Origin of the sequence: Myxococcus sp. MxC21-1, from assembly GCF_032612255.1 — a bacterium.
Lineage (GTDB): Bacteria > Myxococcota > Myxococcia > Myxococcales > Myxococcaceae > Myxococcus > Myxococcus virescens.
Map to the genome: position 1 here is coordinate 7,156,198 of NZ_CP123278.1, position 20,105 is coordinate 7,176,302.

Sequence of the window (20,105 nt, forward strand, 5' to 3'; positions counted from 1 at the left end):
GGGCCGGGGCTTCAGCGCCGCTTGTTGAGGATGAGCGGCAGGTGGACGGCATCGTCCTTGTAGTCCAGGCAGAGGGCATACATGCACACGTTGATGCCCAGCCGTACCGCCAGCTCGCGCTGGGGCTCGCCACCCGGCGAGACGTCGAACTCGTAGTCACCCGACTCGTTGCGGCTCCACGCCCCGGCCAGGTCGTTCTGCGAGTACAGCACCGCGGCGCGCTTGCCCAGGTTGCAGCCCATCAACTGAGGCTTGTTGAGCACCCGCCCGGGCGCCGCGTCCAGCAGGAAGAAGGACTTGAACACCACGTGCTTCGACGGCACCTCGGCCAGCGGGCTCTGCGGCAGCACCCGCGCCATCTCCCGGCGGAAGGACGCATCGAAGCCGGCCCCGTCGCTGGCGTCGTTGGCGTCCGCGAGCATGAAGCCGCCGTACGTCAGGTAGCGGCGCAGGTTGGCCACCTCCGCATCCTCCAGCGGGGGAAACTCTCCCTCGCCGCCGAAGTAGAGGAACGGGTATTCGAAGAGGTCCGGTGAACTGAGCGGAAACGGGCGCGCGTCCGGCACGACTTCCACGGAGGTGCGGCGCTGGAGCTCCCAGGCGATGCGGCGCAGCCCGGACAGCCGTGTATCCCAGCGCCCCTTGTGACGGGCCACGGCGGGGATGAAGCGGTTCTTCTCACCGAAGGCATGCGCCCGCCGCGCCAGCAGTGGGGCGAGCGCGGCGGTGCCGAGCAGGAGGTTTCGACGGGTCAGACGCCGCGCGGACATAGGGCGTACCTATATACCGTCGACGGGTATGCGCATTCCCCGGTATAGAACGGCATCATGGCGAAAGGCGGACAGACGCCCCCGGCGCCCGGCTCGGCGGAGGCACATGCCGCCTGGGCCCGGAAGGAGGCGGGCGACGTGGCGGGGGCGCGGTGCGACGCCGAGCGAATCCTCGCGGGCAGCCCGTCCGCCGAGGACCGCGCGGAGGCGGAGGAGTTGCTGCGGCGCACCACCACCCCGCGCGCCCTGTACGGCTTCGCCCTGCTCGCCGCCACCGTCTTCGTGCTCCTGCTCGTACTCGCAATCGTCCGATACGCGTAAGCTTCGGCGGACCGCATCAAGGAGAATCTGCCATGGAAGGCCTCCTCCAGGCCCTCGGGGCTTACCAGACGTTCAATCCCACCGGCTGGGTGGCCGTCTACCGGATGCTGCCCATGTGGGCCGGCATCGTGTGCTGTGTCGCTGGCGTGACGTTGCTCGTCGCCGGTGGGGGGAAGCTGTTCCGCGTGCTCGCGGGCCCCATCGGCGCGGTGCTGGGCCTGCTGTGGACGCCCGTGCTCGTCATGAAGCTGGGCCTGCCGGACGTGGCGAAGATGGCCACCATCGCCGCCGCGGTGCTGATGGCGCTGGGTTTCCTGCTCCCCACGGCCATCACCTTCCTGGGCGTGGGGGTGCCGCTGGGGCTGCTGGCCGGGCAGATCGCCGGGCAGCAGGACTTCCTGCTGGGCTTCGCGCCGGGCTTCATCATCGGCGGGCTGGTGGGCGCGATGCTGCAACGCCCGGTGGCCGTGCTGGTGGCCTCCGCGGTGGGTGCGTGGATGTTCGTCATCGGCGCGCTCGCGGCGCTCCACCAGGTGGGCGGCGTGGTGCAGGCGGTGGCCAGCAAGCCCTGGGGCGTCATCATCGCCGCGGGCCTCTTCGCCGTGGCCGGCGCGGTGTACCAGCTCGCCGTCCGGCCCTCTCCCGAGGAGGCGGACAAGCTTCGCGCGGAGCGTGAGCGGCTCAAGGTGCGGCAGGCGGAGCAACATGCGCTCGAAAAACGGTGGGGGGTCAAGTAGCCCCCAGAGACTGGTGACCGTGCTTTACGTCCCCCTGCCCGGGGCGTAGATTCCGCCGCCTTTCCCCCCGGAAGGATTGATGGGTCAGGCCAGGCGTCAGGAGAAGCAGCACGAGTCCCCCACGGAGCCCGCTCCCCGGCAGGAGCCTCCCGCGAGCACCGCGTGGGTGAAGCCGGCGGGACTGACTCGCAAGGGGTGGGCCGTGCTCGTCGGCCTCATCCTCGTCATCCAGTTCCCGCTCATCCACTACGCGCTGCTGCGCGGCCAGGCGGAGGTGACGGCGAAGCTGCCCTACACGCAGGACTTCTCCGACCCGGGCGTGGTGGAGCGCGACTTCTTCTCCGCGGGTGGCTACTGGCGCGTGCTGCAGGGCGAGCTGCTCGCCCCCGGCGTGAAGAACAACCCGCTGTGGCTGCAGGCCCCGCTGCCGGATGACGTCGCCGTGGAATTCGACGTACGCTCGGAGCAGCCCGCCGGTGACATCCGGGTGGAGCTCTTCGGCAACGGCGTGGACCCGGCCTCCGGGTACGTGCTGGTGCAGGGCGGCTGGAACAACGCCATGTCCGTCATCGGCCGGCGCGACATGAACGCGCCCTCCCTGGACGCCCTCCGGCGCCGCGCCGCTCGCGGAGGCAAGGAGAACGTGGACCTGAAGGCCAGCGGCTTCTTCAAGGAGAACACCAAGGTCCGGGTGGAGCTGCGAGGCCAGCCGGTGCAGGCGGGCCGCACGTATCACTGGCGCATCGAGCGCCGGGGCTCGCTGCTGCGCTGGTTCGTCGACGGCGAGCTGATGCTGGAGCTGGACGACCCCTTCCCGCTCAAGGGCCCCGGGCAGGACCGGCTGGGCCTGTCCGGCTTCGAGTCCCAGATTTTCTACGACAACCTGCGGGTGGACACGCCGGACCGGCTGCCCTTCACGGCGGCGCCGCGCGCGCCCACGCCGCCCCCCGGCCCCTACGCGGATGACTTCAACCGCGACACGCTGGGTGACGCGTGGAACGCCACCAACCCCTCCGCGGTGAAGCTGGTGGACGGGGCGCTGGTGGTGGAGCTGATGCACAACCGGCCGGTGTGGCTGAAGCAGCCCATCCCCACCAACGCCACCATCGAATTCGACGCCTGGACGGACAACCCGGAGGGCGACATCAAGGTGGAGGTGTGGGGCGACGGGCGCTCGTTCTACGCGGGCGACCTGCGGCTGCAGTACACCGCCACCGGGTACGTCATCATCTTCGGTGGCTGGCGCAACACCCAGTCCGCCATCGCCCGGCAGAACGAGCACGCGAATGACCGGGCGGTGCGCGACGGCGCCGCGGTGGTGCCCGGCAAGCGCCACCACATCAAGATTACCCGCAACGGCGGCACCCTGGCGTGGGAGCTGGATGGCCAGCCCTACCTGACGCTCAAGGACCCCGTCCCGCTGGAGGGCCCACGCAATCAGTACTTCGGCTTCTCCGGTTGGAAGAACCGGGTTCACTTCGACAACTTGAAGATTCAGCCGCTCGCCCCCTAGCGGCGAAGGACAATCACACGTGCGCAGAGTAGGCATCTTCGGCTGGGGCGTGGTCGCCCCCCGGTCCAGGAACATCGAGGCGTTCGAGCGCAACCTCTCGTCGTCCGAAAGCTGGCTGTCCCCCTTCAACGGCTTCGGCCCCGACAACTTCCTCGTCGGCATGCCGGAGTTCGACCTGGCCGACTACAAGCCGTGGATTGACGCGCGCTTCCCGGGCAGCCGCTTCTCGCAGCTCGAGCGGAAGATGGGCCAGCCGACCCAGTTCGCCATTGGCGCCTTCATCCAGTCCCTGGCGCAGAACCCGGGCCTGGAGCAGGAGCTGCAGGCGCTGGGGCCCCGCGCGCACGTCTACGTGGGCACCGGCCTGGGCGACCTGCCCACCATCCGCTCCATCTCCCTGGACCTGTACCGCGCGCAGCGCCGGTGGGACCGCTTCTGGTCCGCGCCGGAGCGCAACGGCGCCCTGCGGAAGTGGCGTGAGACGCAGGAGCCACTGCCCGGCCTTCCGCCGGAGCCGTCCACGGTGGACGAGGCCACGCGCGACGAGGCCGAGGACGCGTGGTGGCACTTCTGGGCGGGCCGCTCGCCGGAGCTGCGCGAGTACCTGGACGAGCTGCGCGAAATCGAAGCCATTGGCGTGCCCGAGGATGGCGACGTGGAGTCCGCCAAGCTGGCCGTCATCAAGGAGAAGCGCACGCGCAACGCCCGGCTCCAGAAGAAGTGGATGTCGCCGGAGCCGCCGTGGAACGCCGTGTCCTCCAACGTGCTGTGGAACATCCACAACACGCCGGCCTCGCAGATTTCGATGATGGGCCGCATCACCGGCATGACGTTCGCCCCGGTGGCCGCGTGCTCGTCGTTCGGCTACGGCCTGCGGCTGGCCATCAACGCGATTCAACTGGGCCAGGCGAAGGCCGTCGTCATGGGCATGACGGACCCGCCGCCGATGCCGCTCACGGTGGGCGGCTTCTACAACGCCCGCGTCATCTCCGCGGACGCCGCCATCTCCAAGCCCCTCACCGCGCTGCGCGGTACGCACATCGCGGGCGGCTCGGTGGTGTGGGTGCTGGGTGACTTGGAGCACTTCACGGCCAAGGGCTTCAAGCCGCTGGGCATGGAGCCCATCGCGGTGGGCGTCACCGCGGACGCCGACCACATCATCACCCCGTCCAAGGAAGGCCCCACGCTGGCCATCCGCGAGGCCCTGGCCGCGGCCGGCTGCGCCCCGGAGGACGTGGGCAGCTGGGACCTGCACGCCACCGCCACCCCGGGTGACTACCTGGAGGTCCAGAACCTGCGCGACGTGCTGCCCGAGCAGGTGCTGATTACGGCACGCAAGGGCACCTTCGGCCACGGCATGTCCGCCGGCGGCGGCTGGGAGCTGACGGCGCAGTACCTGGGCTACGGCCAGGGCAAGGTGTTCCCCACGCCGCTGAAGGAAGCGGAGCTCAACAAGCAGATTTCCCACGTGCACGGCCGCTTCGTCTTCGACGAAGCCGTCGAGGCGCCCGCGGGCTGCGCGGGCAAGCTGTCCATGGGCGTGGGCGGCATCAACGCCTGCGTCATCTCCCGCCCCTGGTCGAAGTAGGGGCGGGGTCCACCGCGGGACTCAGGGGTGTGCGGCAAGCGCGTCCGCGTCGAAGCGCGCGGCCGCCTCCGGGTCACTGCGGCGGAGAATCTCCAGCTCGATTTCCAGGTCCCGGAAGTAGTTCTGCCGGGTGGGCAGGACGCCGCTGGCCTGGCTGTCGTGGACGGCCTGGGCGTAGTCCTCGTCCGTCTTGATTTCCTTGTCCACGTAACCGACGCCAATGGACTGGGTGACGCGGTCTCCGCGCATCACCCGCAGGGCCGTGCCGCCGCCGGTGAGCACGATGCCCTGCACCAGGAAGCGAGACGCCGTGCCGGGGCCCAGGCTGCCGCCGCCGGAGTCCAGCCACTCCGTCTCCAGGACGTAGCGGCCCGGCATCTCCTTCCAGGAGTAGCCGTGGCCCCGCAGCACCTCCTGGACGTGGGGCCACAGCTGCGCCAGTTCCTGGCGGTAGACGTGGTTGGCCGCCTTGTCGCGCACGTAGTTCTTGCGCAGCGAGCTGGAACAACCCGTCAGCGTCAGCAACGTGGCGACGACGAGACAGACTCCCGCGAGGCGGGTGGAGCGGTGCATGAGGGGGCTCCTGAGGGTGCGAGGAGAACGGCCGGGCGCCCCCCAGCATATCGCCAGTGCCCAGCCGGCTGCCTCGCCCCCTCCCCGCCGTCAGGCCTTGGGACTGGCCACCAGGTCGAAGTCCGGGATGTGTTCACGCATGAAGTCACGCATCCGGTTGATGAGGGCCGCCTCGATTTGCCGGGCCCGCTCCCGGCTGACGCCGTACTTGTCGCCGATGTCCTGAAGCGTCAGGGGCTCGTCGGAGACGAGGCGGCTCTCGAAGATGAAGCGCTCCTTGCCCTCCAGCGTCCGGGCGAACTCGGCCAGCTTCTCCCGGAAGAGAGCCTTGAGCTGCTCGGCGCCCAGGCGCTCGTCCGCCGGCATCGTGTTGGACGGCAGGTAGCGGTCCGCCCGGGTGGTCCGCGAGTCGTCGTCATTGCCCAGGGGCGCGTCGATGGACATCTCGTCGTGCCCCAGCCGCTGGTCCATCTCTACCACGTCCTGCTCGGTGACGTTCAACCGCTCGGCGAGCAGCTTGGGGCTGGCCTCGAAGCCCTGGGCGACGAGCTTCTCCTGCTCCTGGCGCAGCTTGAAGAAGAGCTTCCGCTGGGCCTCGGTGGTCCCCAGCTTCACCATCTTCCAGTTATCCATGATGTAGCGGAGGATGTACGCGCGAATCCACCAGGCGGCGTAGCTGCTCAGCTTCACGCCGCGCTCGGGGTCGTACTTCTTCACCGCCTGCATCAACCCGATGTTGCCCTCCTGGACCAGGTCCAGCAGGGACAGCGGGTTGCGGTGGTACTCGTGGGCCAGCTTGACGACCAGGCGCAGGTTGGACGCCACCAGCCGGTAGGCGGCGTTCACATCCCCGGATTCCTTGTAGTGCCGGGCCAGCTGGAGCTCTTCCTCTCGCGTCAGGAGCGGATGGCGCTGCACCTCGGCCATGTAGGCCTGGAGGGGGTCCCTGGGCGTGAGACCCGTCTCCGCCGAGCGGACGAGCGCCCGGGGGGGCACCACGGGGGTGTCCAGCTCGGCCTCCGGTTCGACCTCCGCCAGCTCCGCCGCGTCCGGCTCCAGTGAATCCGGGTCCGTTTGAGCCTCGACCTCCGCTCCCTCCACCTCGGCGTCCACGATGTCGCCAGCCCCGGGCGAGGCCGGCCGTTTCACGCGGGGTCGGGGGGACGTACCTTTGGTTCTTTTCCTCCCATTCGCCATGGGGGCTCCATACAGCAAAGTGCCGCGATTGTTGCCACAGGGTAATGCAGGGGCTATGCCCATGCCTGATGAGCGACATCCAAGAGCCAAACGCGCCGGGGAGTCCGGCGCCTGACGAAGCCCCGACACGTCCCGCCGAGTACATCGCGGACATCGGCTTCGACGACATGAACCTGTCAGAGCCCATCCGCCTCGCCCTGGCGGAGCGCGGTTATACCAACCCCACCCCTGTCCAGGCCCGCGCCTTCCGGCCCGCCATGGAGGGAAAAGACCTCATCGTTCGCAGCAAGACGGGCACCGGCAAGACGGCCGCGTTCGGCCTGCCCCTGCTCGAGAAGATTCCCGCCGACGAGCGCCGCGTCCGAGCGCTCATCCTCTGCCCCACCCGCGAGCTGGCCCTCCAGGTGGCGGACGAGCTGAAGATGCTCGCCAAGCACAAGGGCCTGAAAGTCGCGGCCATCTACGGCGGCGCCTCCATGAAGCAGCAGGAGGACGCGCTGGAGGAAGGCACCCCCATCATCGTCGGCACGCCGGGACGCGTGTTCGACCACATCAACCGCGGCAACCTGAAGCTCGACGCGTGTGACCACGCCGTCCTGGATGAAGCGGATGAGATGCTGAACCAGGGCTTCTACGAGGAAGTCACGCGCATCCTCGACCGTCTTCCCAAGACGCGCCAGGTGCTGCTCTTCAGCGCCACCGTCCCCACGGACATCCAGAACCTCATCGCGCGCTACACGACGAACGCGGAGACGCTGCTGCTGTCGGGCGACGTCTTCACGGTGGAGCACATCCACCACATCCGCTACGACGTGTCGGACGCCTTCCCCAAGCCGCGCAACCTCATCTACGTGCTGGAGAAGGAGGAGCCGCAGAACGCCATCATCTTCTGCAACACGCGGGATGACACGGCGCTGGTGACGGCGGTGCTCAACCGCAACGGCTTCGACGCGGAGCTGCTCAATGGCGACCTGCCGCAGAAGGAGCGCGAGCGGGTCATGGGCAAGGTGAAGCGCGGCGAGGTGGCCTTCATGGTCGCCACGGACATCGCGGCGCGCGGCATCGACATCTCCGGCCTGGAGTACGTCATCAACTACTCGCTGCCGGAGGACCCGGCGGTGTACCTGCACCGCGTGGGCCGCACCGGCCGCATCGGCAACAAGGGCACCGCCATCAACCTCTTCTCCGGGCGCGAGCTGGCCACGTACACCTCGCTGGAGAAGAAGTACGGCATCAAGTTCGACAAGCGCGAGATGCCGGCCCCGGAAGAGGCCATGCGCCTGTGGACGGAGCGCCACGTGCGCGAAATCCAGGAGGCCACGGGCGGCTCCGTCTTCGAGGGCTTCCTGCCGCTGGCCGCGCAGCTCAAGCCCCGCGCGGACGCCGACGACCTCATCGCCTTCCTGCTGAAGTACTTCTTCAGCCACCTGCGCATGGAGAAGGCCGCCGCGGCGATGGCGGCGGAAGGGCGTGAGCCTCCGCAAGAGCGCAAGTTCGAGAGCCGCGAGGGCGGCCGGCGCGAGCGCGGCGAGCGGAAGGAGCGTGGCGAGCGCCGCGACCGGGAGCGCGACGACCGGCGCGAGAAGCGCGGCGAGTCCTCCGAGCGCGAGCGCGAGCGCCGGCCCCGCCGTGACGACGCGCGGCGCGAGCGCGGCGGTGAGTGGCCGCGGCGCGGCGGCGCTGGAGGCCGGTCCGGGCGAGGCGAAGCTGTGGGTGAACCTGGGGACCGCGGATGGCCTGGGGCCGGGCAGCATCGCCACGGCGCTGGAAGACGCGGGCGCCCCGGTGGGCAAGGTCGTGCGCGCCGAGCTGCGCCCCACCTTCGCCTATGTCTTCGTGGCGGAGGAGGACGCCGCCGCCTTCGAGACCATCAACGGCAAGCAGCACGGCACCAAGACGCTGCGCGTGGAGAAGAGCAAGCCGCGCACGGAGCGTGACGCCACGCCCCGCCCGCCCCCGTCCCCGGACGCGGGCCCCGGCGAGGCGAAGCTGTGGATCAACCTGGGCATGGACGACGGCATGGACGAGGCGAAGCTGCCCGCCGCGCTGGAGGCCGCGGGTGCTCCCGCCGGCAAGGTGCTGCGCACCCTGCTGCGCCCCACCTACGGCTACGCCTACGTGGCCGAGGAGGACGCGCCCGGCTTCGAGGCCGTCAACGGCAAGCCCCACGGCGAGAAGGCGCTGAAGGTGGAGCGTCACCGTCCGCGGGGCGCACGCCCGGAGCGCCGTCCCCGCACGGAGGCCCTGCCGGAGGTTCCCGGCCAGACGCGCCTGTGGGTGGGTCTGGGCAAGCAGGACGGGCTGGACGAGGCGGGCGTCGCCGCCGCGCTGGAGGCCGCGGGCGCTCCGGCCGGCAAGGTGCTGCGCACGGACCTGCGCCCCACCTACGCGTATGTCTTCGTCGCCGACGAGGACGTGGCGGCCTTCGAAGCCACGCACGGAAAGCCCCACGGCGAGCGCACGCTCAAGGTGGAGCAGGCCAAGCGGAAGTAGTCCCTCAGGTGCCGCCAGTCCCTGGACTGGCGGCCTTCCGGCGCCGCTCGCGGTGGTAATGGGCGGCGCACAGCCCCGGGCGAGCACGGGCTTCTCACAGCCGGGCTCGCCGCAGCGGGCGGGCTCCGGCCGGACGGCCTGGAGGTCCTCCGTTGCCCGCGTGGGCTCGTTGAACATCACCTCCGCCACCGACAGCAACCGGTCCACGTCCACGCGGGACAGGCCGCGCCCCTGGACGAAGGCCTCCAGCCGGTGGACACCCGCGTCCTGCGTGTCCTCCAGCCGCAAGAGTTCCCACAGCGGGAGCTGGAGCGCGGCGGCCACCTGGAGCAGCGTCTCGTAGCTGGGGCTGCGCTCGCCTCGCTCCAGCAGGGACGCGAAGGACACGGAGATGCCGCAGCGGGCGGCGAAGTCCTCCTGGGTGAGTCCCCGCCGCTCCCGCAGTGTCCGGATGCGCCGGGCCAGTCCCTGGAGGTGTCCACTCACGGTGGAAGCGTCCGGCGGTTCGGGCGGCATGGCAGTTTCCTATGGTAGCGCACCCCTTCTGTTAAGGTCTCGCGCGCCGCCATCCAGGAGCTTGCCGACACATGAGCGCCGTCGAGGGTACCAACTACTACTTCCGCAAAGCCGCGCGGATCATGGACGTAGGCACCCCCATCGAAACGCTGCTCGCCACGCCCCTGCGCGAGGTGAAGGTCCAGGTCTCCATCGAGATGGACTCCGGAGAGATTCGCACCTTCCTCGGCTACCGGATTCAGCACGACAACAGCCGCGGCCCCATGAAGGGCGGCCTGCGCTACCACCCGATGCTGGACCAGGACGAGTGCGCGTCGCTCGCCTCGCTGATGACGTGGAAGACGGCCGTGGTGAATGTCCCCTATGGCGGCGCCAAGGGCGGCATCGCCTGCGACCCGTCCCAGCTGAGCATCAAGGAGCTGGAGCGCCTCACCCGGAAGTACGTGGACCAGGTGCAGGACGTCATCGGCCCCACGCGCGACATCCCCGCCCCCGACGTCAACACCAACCCCCAGGTGATGGCGTGGATCATGGACCAGTATTCGCGCTACCACGGCCACTCCCCCGCGGTGGTGACGGGCAAGCCCCTGGAGCTCTACGGCTCCAAGGGCCGCGAGGCCGCCACCGGCCGCGGGCTGCTCTACGTGGCGCGTGAAATCCTGCGTGATTTGGGCCTGCCGGTGAAGGGCACGCGCTTCGCGCTCCAAGGCTTCGGCAACGTGGGCGGCCACACCGCACAGCTCCTCTGGGAGGACGGTGGCGTGGTGGTGGCCGTGGCGGACGCGCTGGGCGGCGTTCGCAACCCGCAGGGCCTGGACATCCCCTCCCTCTTCGAGCACGTGAAGCGCACCGGCACGGTGACGGGCTTCAGCGGGGGTGCTTCGTGCAGCAACGATGACGTGCTGGGCGCGGACTGTGAGGTTCTCATCCCCGCGGCGCTGGGCCACGTGCTCACCCGGGAGAATGCCCACGCGGTGCGCGCCAAGCTCATCATCGAAGGCGCCAACGGCCCCACCCAGCCGGAGGCCGACGAAATCTTCGAGAAGCGCGGCATCTTCGTGGTGCCGGACGTGCTCGCTAGCGCCGGCGGCGTGACGGTGAGCTACTTCGAGTGGGTGCAGAACCTCCAGCACCTGTCGTGGGAGGAGGACCGCGTCAACGCGGAGCTGGAGAAGTCCATGAAGGAGGCCTACGAGCGCGTGGCGCAGGTGGCGCGCTCCCGAAAGGTCTCCATGCGGACGGCCGCATACATCCTGGCGATTGGCCGGGTGGGCAAGGCCACCGTGCTGCGCGGCATCTGACGCGGCCCGCCGTGTCACGCGTTGGACGTAGCGCGGCGCGGCAGGCAGCCGGCGGAGCGCGCTCCTTCCTCGTGTCTCTTCCGCCCGGGGCTCGCTTCCGATAGAGGCGCGCCCATGGTCACCCTCGAAGACATCCAGGCCGCGCGCGAGCGCCTTCGCTCGGCCATCCGCCCCACGCCGTGCCCGCAGTCGGACTACTACACGGAGCGGACGGAGTGCGCCGCGGTGTTCTTCAAGCTGGAGAACCTCCAGCGCACCGGGGCCTTCAAGGAGCGCGGCGCCCTCAACAAGCTGCTGACGCTGACCGAGGACGAGCGGCGCCGGGGCGTCATCGCCGCGTCCGCCGGAAACCACGCGCAGGGAGTGGCGTACCACGCGCGTCGGCTGGGCGTGAGCGCCACCATCGTCATGCCGGAGCGCACCCCGCTCATCAAGGTGTCGCGCACGCGGGACGACTACGGCGCGCGCGTGGTGCTCAAGGGCACAAACTACGACGAGGCCTACGCGGAGGCGCTGCGCATCCAGAAGGCGGAGGACCGCGCCTTCATCCACCCCTTCAATGACCCACACGTCATCGCCGGCCAGGGCACCATCGGCCTGGAGCTGCTGGAGCAGTGCCCCGACCTGGAGGTGGTGCTCGTCCCCATTGGCGGCGGCGGGCTCATCTCCGGCATCGCGTGCGCGCTGAAGGAGACGCGCCCCGACATCCGCGTGGTGGGTGTGCAGGCGGAGACCATCGCCAGCATGAAGGCATCAGTGGAGGCGGGCGAGCGCGTGCTGCTGGCCGCCGCGGGCACCACCATCGCGGACGGCATCGCCGTCAAGCGCGTGGGCGACCTCACCTTCCCCATGGTGCAGAAGTACGTGGACGAGGTGGTGGCCGTGGACGAGGAGGAGATCGCCGCCGCCATCCTCACCCTCCTGGAGCAGGAGAAGAGCGTGGTGGAGGGCGCCGGCGCGGTGGGTCTGGCGGCGCTGCTCAGCGGTGACGTTCCCGCGGCGAGGGGCCGGCGCACCGCCATCATCTTGAGCGGTGGCAACATCGACATGAACGTCATCAGCCGCATCATCGAGCGCGGTCTGGTGAAGGCCGGCCGCCTGGTGCAGTTGGAGGTCCGGCTGCCGGACCGGCCCGGAATGCTGGCGAAGCTCACCACGCAAGTGGCCGACCTGCGCGCCAATGTCGTGGAGATCCACCACGAGCGCGCCTTCTCCAAGGCGGGCCTGGGCGAGGCCATGGTGGAGGTGACGCTGGAGACCACCGGGCCCGCGCAAATCGAGGAGCTGGAGCGCGCGCTCCACCGGCTGGGCTGGCAGGTGGCCCGCAAGTAACACCCCATGCGGGGGCAGGGCCTTGCGCCCGTGCGCCCGTGTCCGGCGATACTCAGGGCATGAGCCCCGCCGCCCTGCTCTCCGCCCTGCTACTGACCGCCGCCCCTTCTTCTCCCGGACAGAAGGCGAAGTCGCTCGCCGCCAGCCGCGCCTGGGAGGAGCTCTATCTGGCCTTCTCGGCCGGAGAGGCGTCGGACGTGCCCACCCCGCAGCGGAGCACCGTCGCCACGGCGCTCCAGAAGGGCTGCGAGGCGCTGAAGGACGAGGACCCGGTGATGGCGTACTCACTGGGCGAGCGGGCCACCGTCTACGAGGAGTCCGCGGGCGCGCTGCGGTGCCGGCCCGGGCCGCGCGGAAGACGGACCAGCGGGCCACCGCGGAAGCCGCCCTGCGCAAGGGGCTGGCCCAGTACCCCAAGGACGGCGCCTTCGGCCTGGAACTGGGGCGGCTGCTGATGGAGGAACAGGACGCGGTGGGCGCTGTAGCGGCGCTGGAGAAGGTGCCGGCGAAGTCGAAGGAGGCCGCGGAAGCGAAGCGGCTGCTCGTGCAGGCCCGCGCCAAGACGACGGAGGAGACCGCCGCGCGGCGGGAGGCGGAGCGCCTGGAGCTGCGGATGAATGGCGCCACGAGCGGGCGGCCCACCGTCATGGTCGAAACCCAGCCCGCGGTGGCCGGCCAGGGACGGGGCAACACGCGCTCGGCCAGCCTCAACTACGAGTCGGGCACCGGCGCGGACGGCATGCGGACGCGCTCCAACAGCCGCTTCGTCATCCGGTACTTCAACAACGATCGCGACTTCGGCCAACGCGCGGAGTACGAGGGCCGCATCGTCGCCGCGCTGGACGAGGCCTACGACTTCACCCGCAGCATGCTGGGCGAGGTGCGCCACGCGCCGGTGGACATCATCCTGTACACCCTCGCGGAGTTCCAGACGCACTTCGGCGCGGCGCGGGCGCGAACGGTCGCCGGGCTCTACTCCGACAACGCCATCCGCATCAACGACGCCGCGGAGCTCACGCCGCAGACCAAGGCCACGCTCGTCCACGAATACGTACACGCCGCGCTGGATGAGTTCTGCGGCGGCTACGGGAACAACCTCCCCGTCTGGCTCAACGAGGGCCTGGCCGAGTACGTCGAGTGGCGCTACATGGGCGGCGAGGACCCCGAGCGGTCGGTCCGGAACTACATGGCCCAGGCCGCCAAGGCGAACACCCTGCCCAAACTGGCGCAGATGGAGGGCTCGTCCCTCATCATGCAGAGGAACCCGGCCATCGCCTATGCCACCTCCGCCGTCGCGGTCCGCGAGCTGGTGAAGCGGGGCGGCACGGGCCGGTTCCTCACGATGGTCCGTGAGGTGGGACAGGGAAGACCCATCGACGAGGCCCTGACGGAGCACTACGGCAAGACGCGGGCGAGCCTCGACGAGGACGTCCGGGCCGCTCTCCAGTAGGGGAGGCTGCCAGCCGGGCCTGGGCCAATTGGTTTACCCGTTCCCGGGAGTCCCCTAGACTCGCAGCCCCCTCTATTTACGCTGCGACAGAAGCTCGGCTGTACGCTGTCCGCAGCAAGGTGACGGATGTCGGACACGCGCGCAGCGATGAGAGAATTCCGCTTTCTCGACGAGAAGCGGAAGCTGGGAAGCCTGTCTCCGGTGGAGGAGGCTCGCTGGAACGAGCTGCGCGCACAGCTGGGCGTGGATGACACGCCAGCCGCGGACGCCGCCGCCTGGCAGCAGCAGGCCGCGCCCCAGGGCTACTACGCCGCTGACGGCCAGTGGTACCCCTACCCCGCCGGCTACGAGCAGCAACCCCAGGGCTACTACGCCGACGACGGCCAGTGGTACCCCTACCCCGCCGGCTACGAGCAGCAACCCCAGGGCTACTACGCCGACGACGGCCAGTGGTACCCCTACCCCGCCGGCTACGACCCGAACCAGGGGTACGATCCGAACGCGCAGGCGTACGCGCAGCAGGGGTACGACCCGAACGCGCAGGCGTATGACCCGAACGCGCAGGCCTACGCGCAGCAGGGTTACGACCCGAACGCTCGGGCCTATGCGCAGCAGGGTTACGACCCGAACGCTCAGGCTTATGCGCAGCAGGGTTACGACCCGAACGCGCAGGCCTACGCGCAGCAAGGCTACGACCCGAACGCGCAGGCGTATGACCCGAATGCGCAGGCCTACGCGCAGCAGGCGCATGACCCGAATGCGGGCTACGCCCAGGGCACTGCCGAAGCGTGGCAGGCGGATCCGCAGTCCTACCCTACCGCTCCCGCACACCAGCCGGCTGTCGAGCCGGACAACCTCAGCCTTTCAGACGACATCGACATCCCCGCGCTGAGCGAGCCCGCGCCTTGGATGACGCCGGGCGCCGGTGGACAGGCTCAGCATGCACTGAGCGCTGAGCAGGAGCCCGACATCGAGGCGATGTCCGCCGGCGAGGAACCGGCCGCGGCGGATGACCCGTCAGCGTCGTTCGCGGACGTCACCGCGGACCTCCAGCAGGATGCGCAGCCCGTGTCCGAGGAGGCGCCGCCGGAAGCCCTGAACGTCGCGGAGGATGACTTCTCCGAAGTGGGGTCGGGCACCCCGGCGGTGGCCGCCAGCGCCGAACCCGAGACCTCCCTGGAGGCGTCGTTCGCCGACCTGTCGATGGAGGTCGAGTCGGCACCGGATGCGCCGGTGGCGCCCACGGACGATGCCCTGGCCTCGACGGAAGTGGAGGTCCCCTCCGCCGAGGTCGAGTTGCTGGACGGCACCGCCGACAGCGAGCCTGTCCTGGCCCACGAGCAGTCTCCCGCCCCCATCGATGATGCGTGGGCCTCCGCACCGCTCGCCGTCGAGACTGAGCACGTGGACGTCGCCGATGCGGGCGACATCATCGACGTTGCCGCCATGGCGGAGCCGGAGGCGGCCTCGCAGGCTGCGGATTCCGAAATCGCGCTCGATGCCTCCGAAATGGTCGAAGCGTCGGCTGCGGACTCCGCGGATGCGTGGGACGCGGGTGCGACGACCGACGAGACGGCTGATGCCAGTGCGACGGCCGACCACGGCGCGACGGATTTCATCGCGGCCAGCGCGGGCGATACGTACGACGCACAGCCCGCCGAGATTGCACTCGACACCGCGGATGAGGCTTCGGCCGAAGCCGAGCCCACCGAGATTGCGCTCGATGCAGCCGACGTGAGCGATGCGGCGGCTGAGCACGCCTCGGAGATGGCGTTCGACGCGCCTGCCGGGACCGAAACGGGCACCGACAACTCGCCCGCCGAAATCGCGCTCGACGCTTCCGATGTCGCCGTGGCGGAGGTCTATCCCGAGACGGCCCTCACGGCGTCTGACGCCAGCGATGCCGCGACGGCGGAAGCCTACCCCGCTGCAGACTTCGCGACGGCGGAGGCCTATCCCACGACGGAGTTCGCGACGGCGGAGGCCTACCATGAGGCAGACTTCGCGACGGCCGACGTCAGCGACACCGCGACGACGGAGGCTTCTCCCGAGGCGGCGCTGACTGCCTCCGAGTCCAGCGATACGACCGCAGCCGCTCCTGAATTGGCGCTCTCGGCTTCGGATGTCATCGAGACGTCTGCTCCCGAGCCGGAGCTGGCGTCCACGGATGCCAGCAGCGAGGTCGTCGCCGAGGCCTCCCCCTCCGACACCTACGGCAGCGCAGCAGCCTCGTTCGAGCCCTTCGCCGAGACGGCCTTCAGCGAAGGCGATGCAACCGCCGCAGGCGAACCGTACACCGAAGCGGTGCTCGACGCCGCAGAGGTCAGCGACACGGCTGTGAGCGAGCACGCTTTCGCGACGTCCGAAGCGAGCGAGCCGGCCACTGCCGACGCGTATCCGGAAGTGGCGCTCGACACCGCCGATGTCAGTGATGCGGCCACGATGGAACTGGACTCGGTGGCGACCGCTGCCGAAGCCACCTCCGACACGGCGCTCGCATCCAGCGCCTGGGGCAGCACGGACGCGGCCGAGGAGTTTGCCACCACGGCGCATGCGGCCTCCGACGTCAGCGAATTGGCTGCCATCGAGACTGCGACCGAGATGAGCGAGCCCGAAATCGCGCTCGATGCGTCCGACGTCGCCGAATCGCCTTCCGCCCAGTCGCCCTCCGAAATCGCGCTCGACGCCACAGACGTCGCCGAGTCCGCCCCGATTGAGCCGGCCGCGGAGATTTCCCTGGAGGCCTCCGACGTCGCCGAGCCGCAGTCGGCTGAAATCACCCTCGATGGCTCGGAGGTGAGCGAAGAGTCTCCCGCGCAGCAGGGAGGCGTCCCGACGCTGGAGCTCAACGCGGCCGAGGTGTCGTCCGACGAGCCCTCGCTCGATGTCATCGATGTCGAGTCCGCGCCCGGACACGCTGGGGACGAGGCGTCGTTCCAGGCCGCTGACGCCGGGAGCGAGCAGCCCACGCTCGAGGTTATCGAAGTCGGCACGGAGGCCACCGCTTCGGAAGTGGACTTCCCGCCGGAGGCTGCGCCCTTCGCGTCGTCGGATGTCCCATCGCTCGAGCTCCGGCCGGTCCAGGTGGGTCCGGACCTCCACGCGGAAACGATCGAGGTGGTGGGAGATCCGCAGCGTTCGTCCTCGCACACGCCTTCCGCCGAGGAGATGTTCGACCTGAGCGGGAACCCCGAAGAGGCCGTGCCTCTCGCCGCGGCGAACGAGTTCCTGGCCCACGGACACTTCGCTCCGACCGATGAGCGCAGTGTGGCGATGGCGGAGGGGGACGCGGGCGCCATCGAGTTGCAGCCTGAATGGGCTTCCACTTCCGAGCAGCCCGCTGCGGAAGCGGCTCAGACGGAATGGGCCACTTCCGGCGAGCAGGCCGCATCCAGCGATGCGTATGCAGGCTGGGAGGATCCTGTTTCGGAGACCGTCGAGCTCCAGGCGGAGTGGGCGGAGCCTGTCACCGCTTCCGAGTGGACAACCTCCGAGCAAACGGCGCCTGCCACGAGCCACGCGGCGTGGGCGGCTTCCGATGCAGGCATCGCCTCCGAGGCGGGCCAGGCCGAGTGGGCCGACTCCACCACCGAGCTCCAGCCCGAATGGGTTGCGGCCGAAGACGCGGCAGCCCCTGAAGCCCAACCCGAGTGGGCCACCTCCGCGGAGCAGGCGCCCACCGAGGCGCAGTCGCAGTGGACCGAGACCGCCGCGCAAGCCGCCCTCGGCAGCGAGCAGACGGAATGGGCTGCGAACACGCCAGACGCCACGCCCGAGGCGGCCCAGGCCGAATGGGCTTCGTCCTCCACCGAGGCCGCGCCCGTCGAAATCCAAGCGGAGTGGGCTGAACCGATCGCCGAGGACGGCCAGGCCCAGTGGGCTACGGCTGAAGCGTCCTCGAGCGAAGGCTGGAACACGGCATCGACTGAAGCAGCGCCCATGGAAGTCCAGGCCGAGTGGGCCGAGTCTTCTGAGGCCGCGCCCACTGAGGTTCAGGCCGATGGGTCGGCCCCTACGCCCGACGCAGCGCCGGTGGAAGTGCAAGCCGATTGGGCCGCCCCCGCCCAGCAGGATGGAGCCGCCCTGACGGCTGCTCCCGCGACGACGGAGGCCCAGGCCGAATGGGCTGCGCCAGAAACCGCTGACGCCACGACGGATGCCCAGGCAGGTTGGACGACGCCGGGCGCCGACACCGCTCAGGCGGAATGGACTGCCTCTTCGGAAAACGGGTGGGCGACCGCCGAGGAAGTCCAGGCCGAGTGGGCGACGCCTGCGGCCGAAGCTGCCGCATCGTCGGAGTGGGCTTCGCCTGCGGTTGAAGAGGTTCAGGGCGAGTGGGCTACGCCCGCGACCGAAGCCGCCGCCCCGTCGGAATGGGCTTCGCCCGCGACCGAGGAAGTCCAAGCCGAGTGGGCCACGCCTGCGGCCGAAGCTGCCGCATCGTCGGAGTGGGCTTCGCCTGCGACCGAGGGAGCCCAGTCCGAGTGGGCTACGCCCGCGACCGAGGCCGCGCAGCCGGCTGAGTGGGCTTCGCCTGCGGCTGAAGAGGTTCAAGGCGAGTGGGCCACTCCCGCTGCCGATGCCGCCGCCTCGTCGGAATGGGCTTCACCTGCGACGGAAGAGGCGCAAGGCGAGTGGGCGAATCCCGCTGCCGAGGAAGTTCAGGCCGAGTGGGTAACGCCCGCGGAAGGCGCTGCGCCGTCGTCGGAGTGGGCTGCGCCTGCAACCGAGGAAGTCCAGGCCGAGTGGGCCACGCCCGAGGCAGGCGCTGCGCCGTCGTCGGAATGGGCTTCGCCTGCGACCGAGGAAGTCCAGGCCGAGTGGGCGTCGCCAGAGGAAGGCGCTGCACCAGCACCGGAGTGGGCTTCGCCTGCGACCGAGGGAGCCCAGTCCGAGTGGGCTTCGCCTGCGACCGATGCCGCTGCACCGGCGTCGGAATGGGCATCGCCCGCCACCGAGGAAGTCCAGGCCGAGTGGGCCACACCTGCCACCGAAACCACTGCCCAGCCTGAGTGGGCCTCGCCTGCGACCGAAGCCGCCCAGCCCGCCTGGGCGGCCCCCACGGAAGGCGCGCAGGCAGAGTGGGCCGCCCCCGAGGCAGTAGCAGTCCAGGAAGAGTGGGCCGCCGCTCCGGCGGAGGGCGCTCAGCAGGAGTGGGCAACGCCCACGGCAGCCCCCACGCAGCGTGGTCCACGCCCGCCACCGAGGAAGTCCAGGCCGAGTGGGCCGACCCCATCGAGGAAGCCGCTCCGGCCGGCGAATGGGCCTCAACGAGCGCGCCTGCCGCCTCGCAGTGGGACACGCCCGCGGACAACGCCCCCACGGCCGCGGAATGGTCCGCGACCAGCCACGACACCAGCGCGACCTGGGAGGCCCCCGCCACCACCGAGTGGTCCTCGGAGCAGACGGCGAACTGGAACGAAGCGCCCGCTGAAGAGGTCTCCCTCGCGGACACGGCCACGCCTGCCTCCGCGGAGTGGAATGACACCTCCGTGGACGTGGAGCCCGTCATGGAGGAGGCCGAGCCCATCCTGGACAGCGCCCCTGTGACGTCGCAGTGGGCCGCCGCCAGCACGGACAGCCCCTTCGGTGCTCAGGCGCAGGACTCCACCGAGGCCGTGCCCATCGAGGAAGAAGAAGTCTCGATGGAGCTCGAGCAGGAGGTCTCCGAAATCGACGTCGAGGAAGAAGCCGTGGTGCCGCCGCCCGCCCCCATGGCCGCCATCCCCGTCGTGGCGTCGGCGCCCGCGCACTTCGCCCAGGCGGCCTCACTGGCCACCGCCGCGCAGCCGCAGCGCACCGCTGTCGTCATGCCGGCCGCGCCCGCCAACCACGTCGCCGTGGAGCGTGAGCCACTCTTCGATGACACGGCCATCGTCGGAGGCACGGCCCTCACCTCCTTCGTGGAAGGCGAGCACCGCGTCATCATCCACACCGTCGAAGGCCAGGTGAAGCGCGGCACCATCCGCGACGCGGACCTGCTCGACGAGGTCATCTCCCTGGAGCAGCAGAGCGGCTTCGCCGCCGAGCAGATTCCGGGCAAGCGCGTGAAGGCCATCTTCTTCATGCTCGCCGCCGGTGCGCGTCAGCCGCAGGTGGAGGGACAGAAGATTCGGGTCACCTTCAACGACGGACGTCAGGTCGCGGGCTTCTCCCAGGACTTCCACGGCAGCACGCCGGGCTTCTTCGTCATCCCCGCCGACCAGCGCACCAACACCGCGCGCATCTTCATCTACCGCTCCAGCGTGCAGGCGGTGGCCGAGGGCTGAGCGGGCGCGCCCCGGAAGAACGGGCGGGGCCACCGTGCCCCCTGA

Annotated in this window: 12 protein-coding genes and 3 pseudogenes; 11 read left to right on the plus strand and 4 right to left on the minus strand. The window is 70.0% G+C overall.

The window, feature by feature from the left end:
- Positions 1 to 11: 11 nt before the first annotated feature.
- A complete protein-coding gene (locus tag QEG98_RS31745) occupies positions 12 to 770 on the minus strand; it encodes a DUF4159 domain-containing protein (protein ID WP_141591482.1) in 759 nt (252 codons plus the stop codon).
- A gap of 57 nt (positions 771 to 827) precedes the next feature.
- Here QEG98_RS31745 and QEG98_RS31750 point away from each other — a divergent pair, with 57 nt between their 5' ends.
- From QEG98_RS31750 to QEG98_RS31765, 4 genes are all read left to right on the plus strand, one after another.
- Positions 828 to 1,091: a molecular chaperone DnaJ gene (locus QEG98_RS31750; protein ID WP_316563950.1), complete on the plus strand. Its 264-nt coding sequence runs from the start codon at positions 828 to 830 to the stop codon at positions 1,089 to 1,091.
- Positions 1,092 to 1,123: 32 nt separating this feature from the next.
- On the plus strand, positions 1,124 to 1,828 hold the full coding sequence (locus tag QEG98_RS31755) for a hypothetical protein (protein WP_090490408.1): 705 nt from the start codon (positions 1,124 to 1,126) through the stop codon (positions 1,826 to 1,828).
- A gap of 79 nt (positions 1,829 to 1,907) precedes the next feature.
- The gene (locus QEG98_RS31760) at positions 1,908 to 3,341 is read left to right on the plus strand and encodes a hypothetical protein (protein WP_316563951.1); all 1,434 of its coding nucleotides are present in this window, start codon (positions 1,908 to 1,910) and stop codon (positions 3,339 to 3,341) included.
- A gap of 19 nt (positions 3,342 to 3,360) precedes the next feature.
- Positions 3,361 to 4,929 (plus strand): beta-ketoacyl synthase N-terminal-like domain-containing protein, encoded by a 1,569-nt coding sequence (locus tag QEG98_RS31765; protein ID WP_316563952.1) that lies wholly within the window; start codon positions 3,361 to 3,363, stop codon positions 4,927 to 4,929.
- A gap of 21 nt (positions 4,930 to 4,950) precedes the next feature.
- On the opposite strand, the gene QEG98_RS31770 is transcribed toward QEG98_RS31765, so the two are convergent.
- Complete coding sequence (locus QEG98_RS31770; protein ID WP_090490411.1) at positions 4,951 to 5,502, minus strand: hypothetical protein; 552 nt, start codon at positions 5,500 to 5,502, stop codon at positions 4,951 to 4,953.
- Between the two features lie 90 nt (positions 5,503 to 5,592).
- A complete protein-coding gene (locus QEG98_RS31775; RefSeq protein ID WP_316563953.1) occupies positions 5,593 to 6,699 on the minus strand; it encodes an RNA polymerase factor sigma-32 in 1,107 nt (368 codons plus the stop codon).
- 68 nt (positions 6,700 to 6,767) lie between these two features.
- Between QEG98_RS31775 and QEG98_RS31780 the strand changes: the two are divergent.
- Together QEG98_RS31780 and QEG98_RS31785 are read left to right on the plus strand one after the other, a co-directional pair.
- Positions 6,768 to 9,192: pseudogene (locus tag QEG98_RS31780) on the plus strand (DEAD/DEAH box helicase).
- Positions 9,193 to 9,352: 160 nt separating this feature from the next.
- On the plus strand, positions 9,353 to 9,535 hold the full coding sequence (locus QEG98_RS31785; RefSeq protein WP_316563954.1) for a hypothetical protein: 183 nt from the start codon (positions 9,353 to 9,355) through the stop codon (positions 9,533 to 9,535).
- Here the strand turns inward: QEG98_RS31785 and QEG98_RS31790 are convergent.
- Positions 9,526 to 9,708: pseudogene (locus QEG98_RS31790) on the minus strand (helix-turn-helix domain-containing protein); the annotation flags it as partial. The gene QEG98_RS31785 and the pseudogene QEG98_RS31790 overlap by 10 nt on opposite strands.
- A gap of 71 nt (positions 9,709 to 9,779) precedes the next feature.
- On the opposite strand from QEG98_RS31790, the gene QEG98_RS31795 reads away from it, so the two are divergent.
- The 5 genes and pseudogenes from QEG98_RS31795 (at position 9,780) to QEG98_RS31815 (ending at position 20,060) form a co-directional block, all read left to right on the plus strand.
- On the plus strand, positions 9,780 to 11,009 hold the full coding sequence (locus tag QEG98_RS31795) for a Glu/Leu/Phe/Val family dehydrogenase (protein ID WP_011555824.1): 1,230 nt from the start codon (positions 9,780 to 9,782) through the stop codon (positions 11,007 to 11,009).
- A 114-nt stretch (positions 11,010 to 11,123) separates the two neighbouring features.
- A complete protein-coding gene (gene ilvA / locus QEG98_RS31800; protein WP_316563955.1) occupies positions 11,124 to 12,341 on the plus strand; it encodes a threonine ammonia-lyase in 1,218 nt (405 codons plus the stop codon).
- A gap of 59 nt (positions 12,342 to 12,400) precedes the next feature.
- Positions 12,401 to 13,791: pseudogene (locus QEG98_RS31805) on the plus strand (peptidase MA family metallohydrolase).
- A gap of 147 nt (positions 13,792 to 13,938) precedes the next feature.
- On the plus strand, positions 13,939 to 19,341 hold the full coding sequence (locus tag QEG98_RS31810; RefSeq protein ID WP_316563956.1) for a hypothetical protein: 5,403 nt from the start codon (positions 13,939 to 13,941) through the stop codon (positions 19,339 to 19,341).
- Positions 19,284 to 20,060, plus strand: a complete 777-nt coding sequence (locus QEG98_RS31815; protein ID WP_316563957.1) for a DUF6982 domain-containing protein — start codon at positions 19,284 to 19,286, stop codon at positions 20,058 to 20,060. Before QEG98_RS31810 ends, QEG98_RS31815 begins: the two co-directional genes overlap by 58 nt.
- Positions 20,061 to 20,105 lie beyond the last annotated feature (45 nt).

Coding starts and splice junctions, on each gene's coding strand:
- QEG98_RS31745 (WP_141591482.1), bottom strand. CDS start 770: ATGTCCGCGCGGCGTCTGACCCGTCGAAACCTCCTGCTCGGCACCGCC.
- QEG98_RS31750 (WP_316563950.1), top strand. CDS start 828: ATGGCGAAAGGCGGACAGACGCCCCCGGCGCCCGGCTCGGCGGAGGCA.
- QEG98_RS31755 (WP_090490408.1), top strand. CDS start 1,124: ATGGAAGGCCTCCTCCAGGCCCTCGGGGCTTACCAGACGTTCAATCCC.
- QEG98_RS31760 (WP_316563951.1), top strand. CDS start 1,908: ATGGGTCAGGCCAGGCGTCAGGAGAAGCAGCACGAGTCCCCCACGGAG.
- QEG98_RS31770 (WP_090490411.1), bottom strand. CDS start 5,502: ATGCACCGCTCCACCCGCCTCGCGGGAGTCTGTCTCGTCGTCGCCACG.
- QEG98_RS31775 (WP_316563953.1), bottom strand. CDS start 6,699: ATGGCGAATGGGAGGAAAAGAACCAAAGGTACGTCCCCCCGACCCCGC.
- QEG98_RS31795 (WP_011555824.1), top strand. CDS start 9,780: ATGAGCGCCGTCGAGGGTACCAACTACTACTTCCGCAAAGCCGCGCGG.
- ilvA (WP_316563955.1), top strand. CDS start 11,124: ATGGTCACCCTCGAAGACATCCAGGCCGCGCGCGAGCGCCTTCGCTCG.
- QEG98_RS31810 (WP_316563956.1), top strand. CDS start 13,939: ATGAGAGAATTCCGCTTTCTCGACGAGAAGCGGAAGCTGGGAAGCCTG.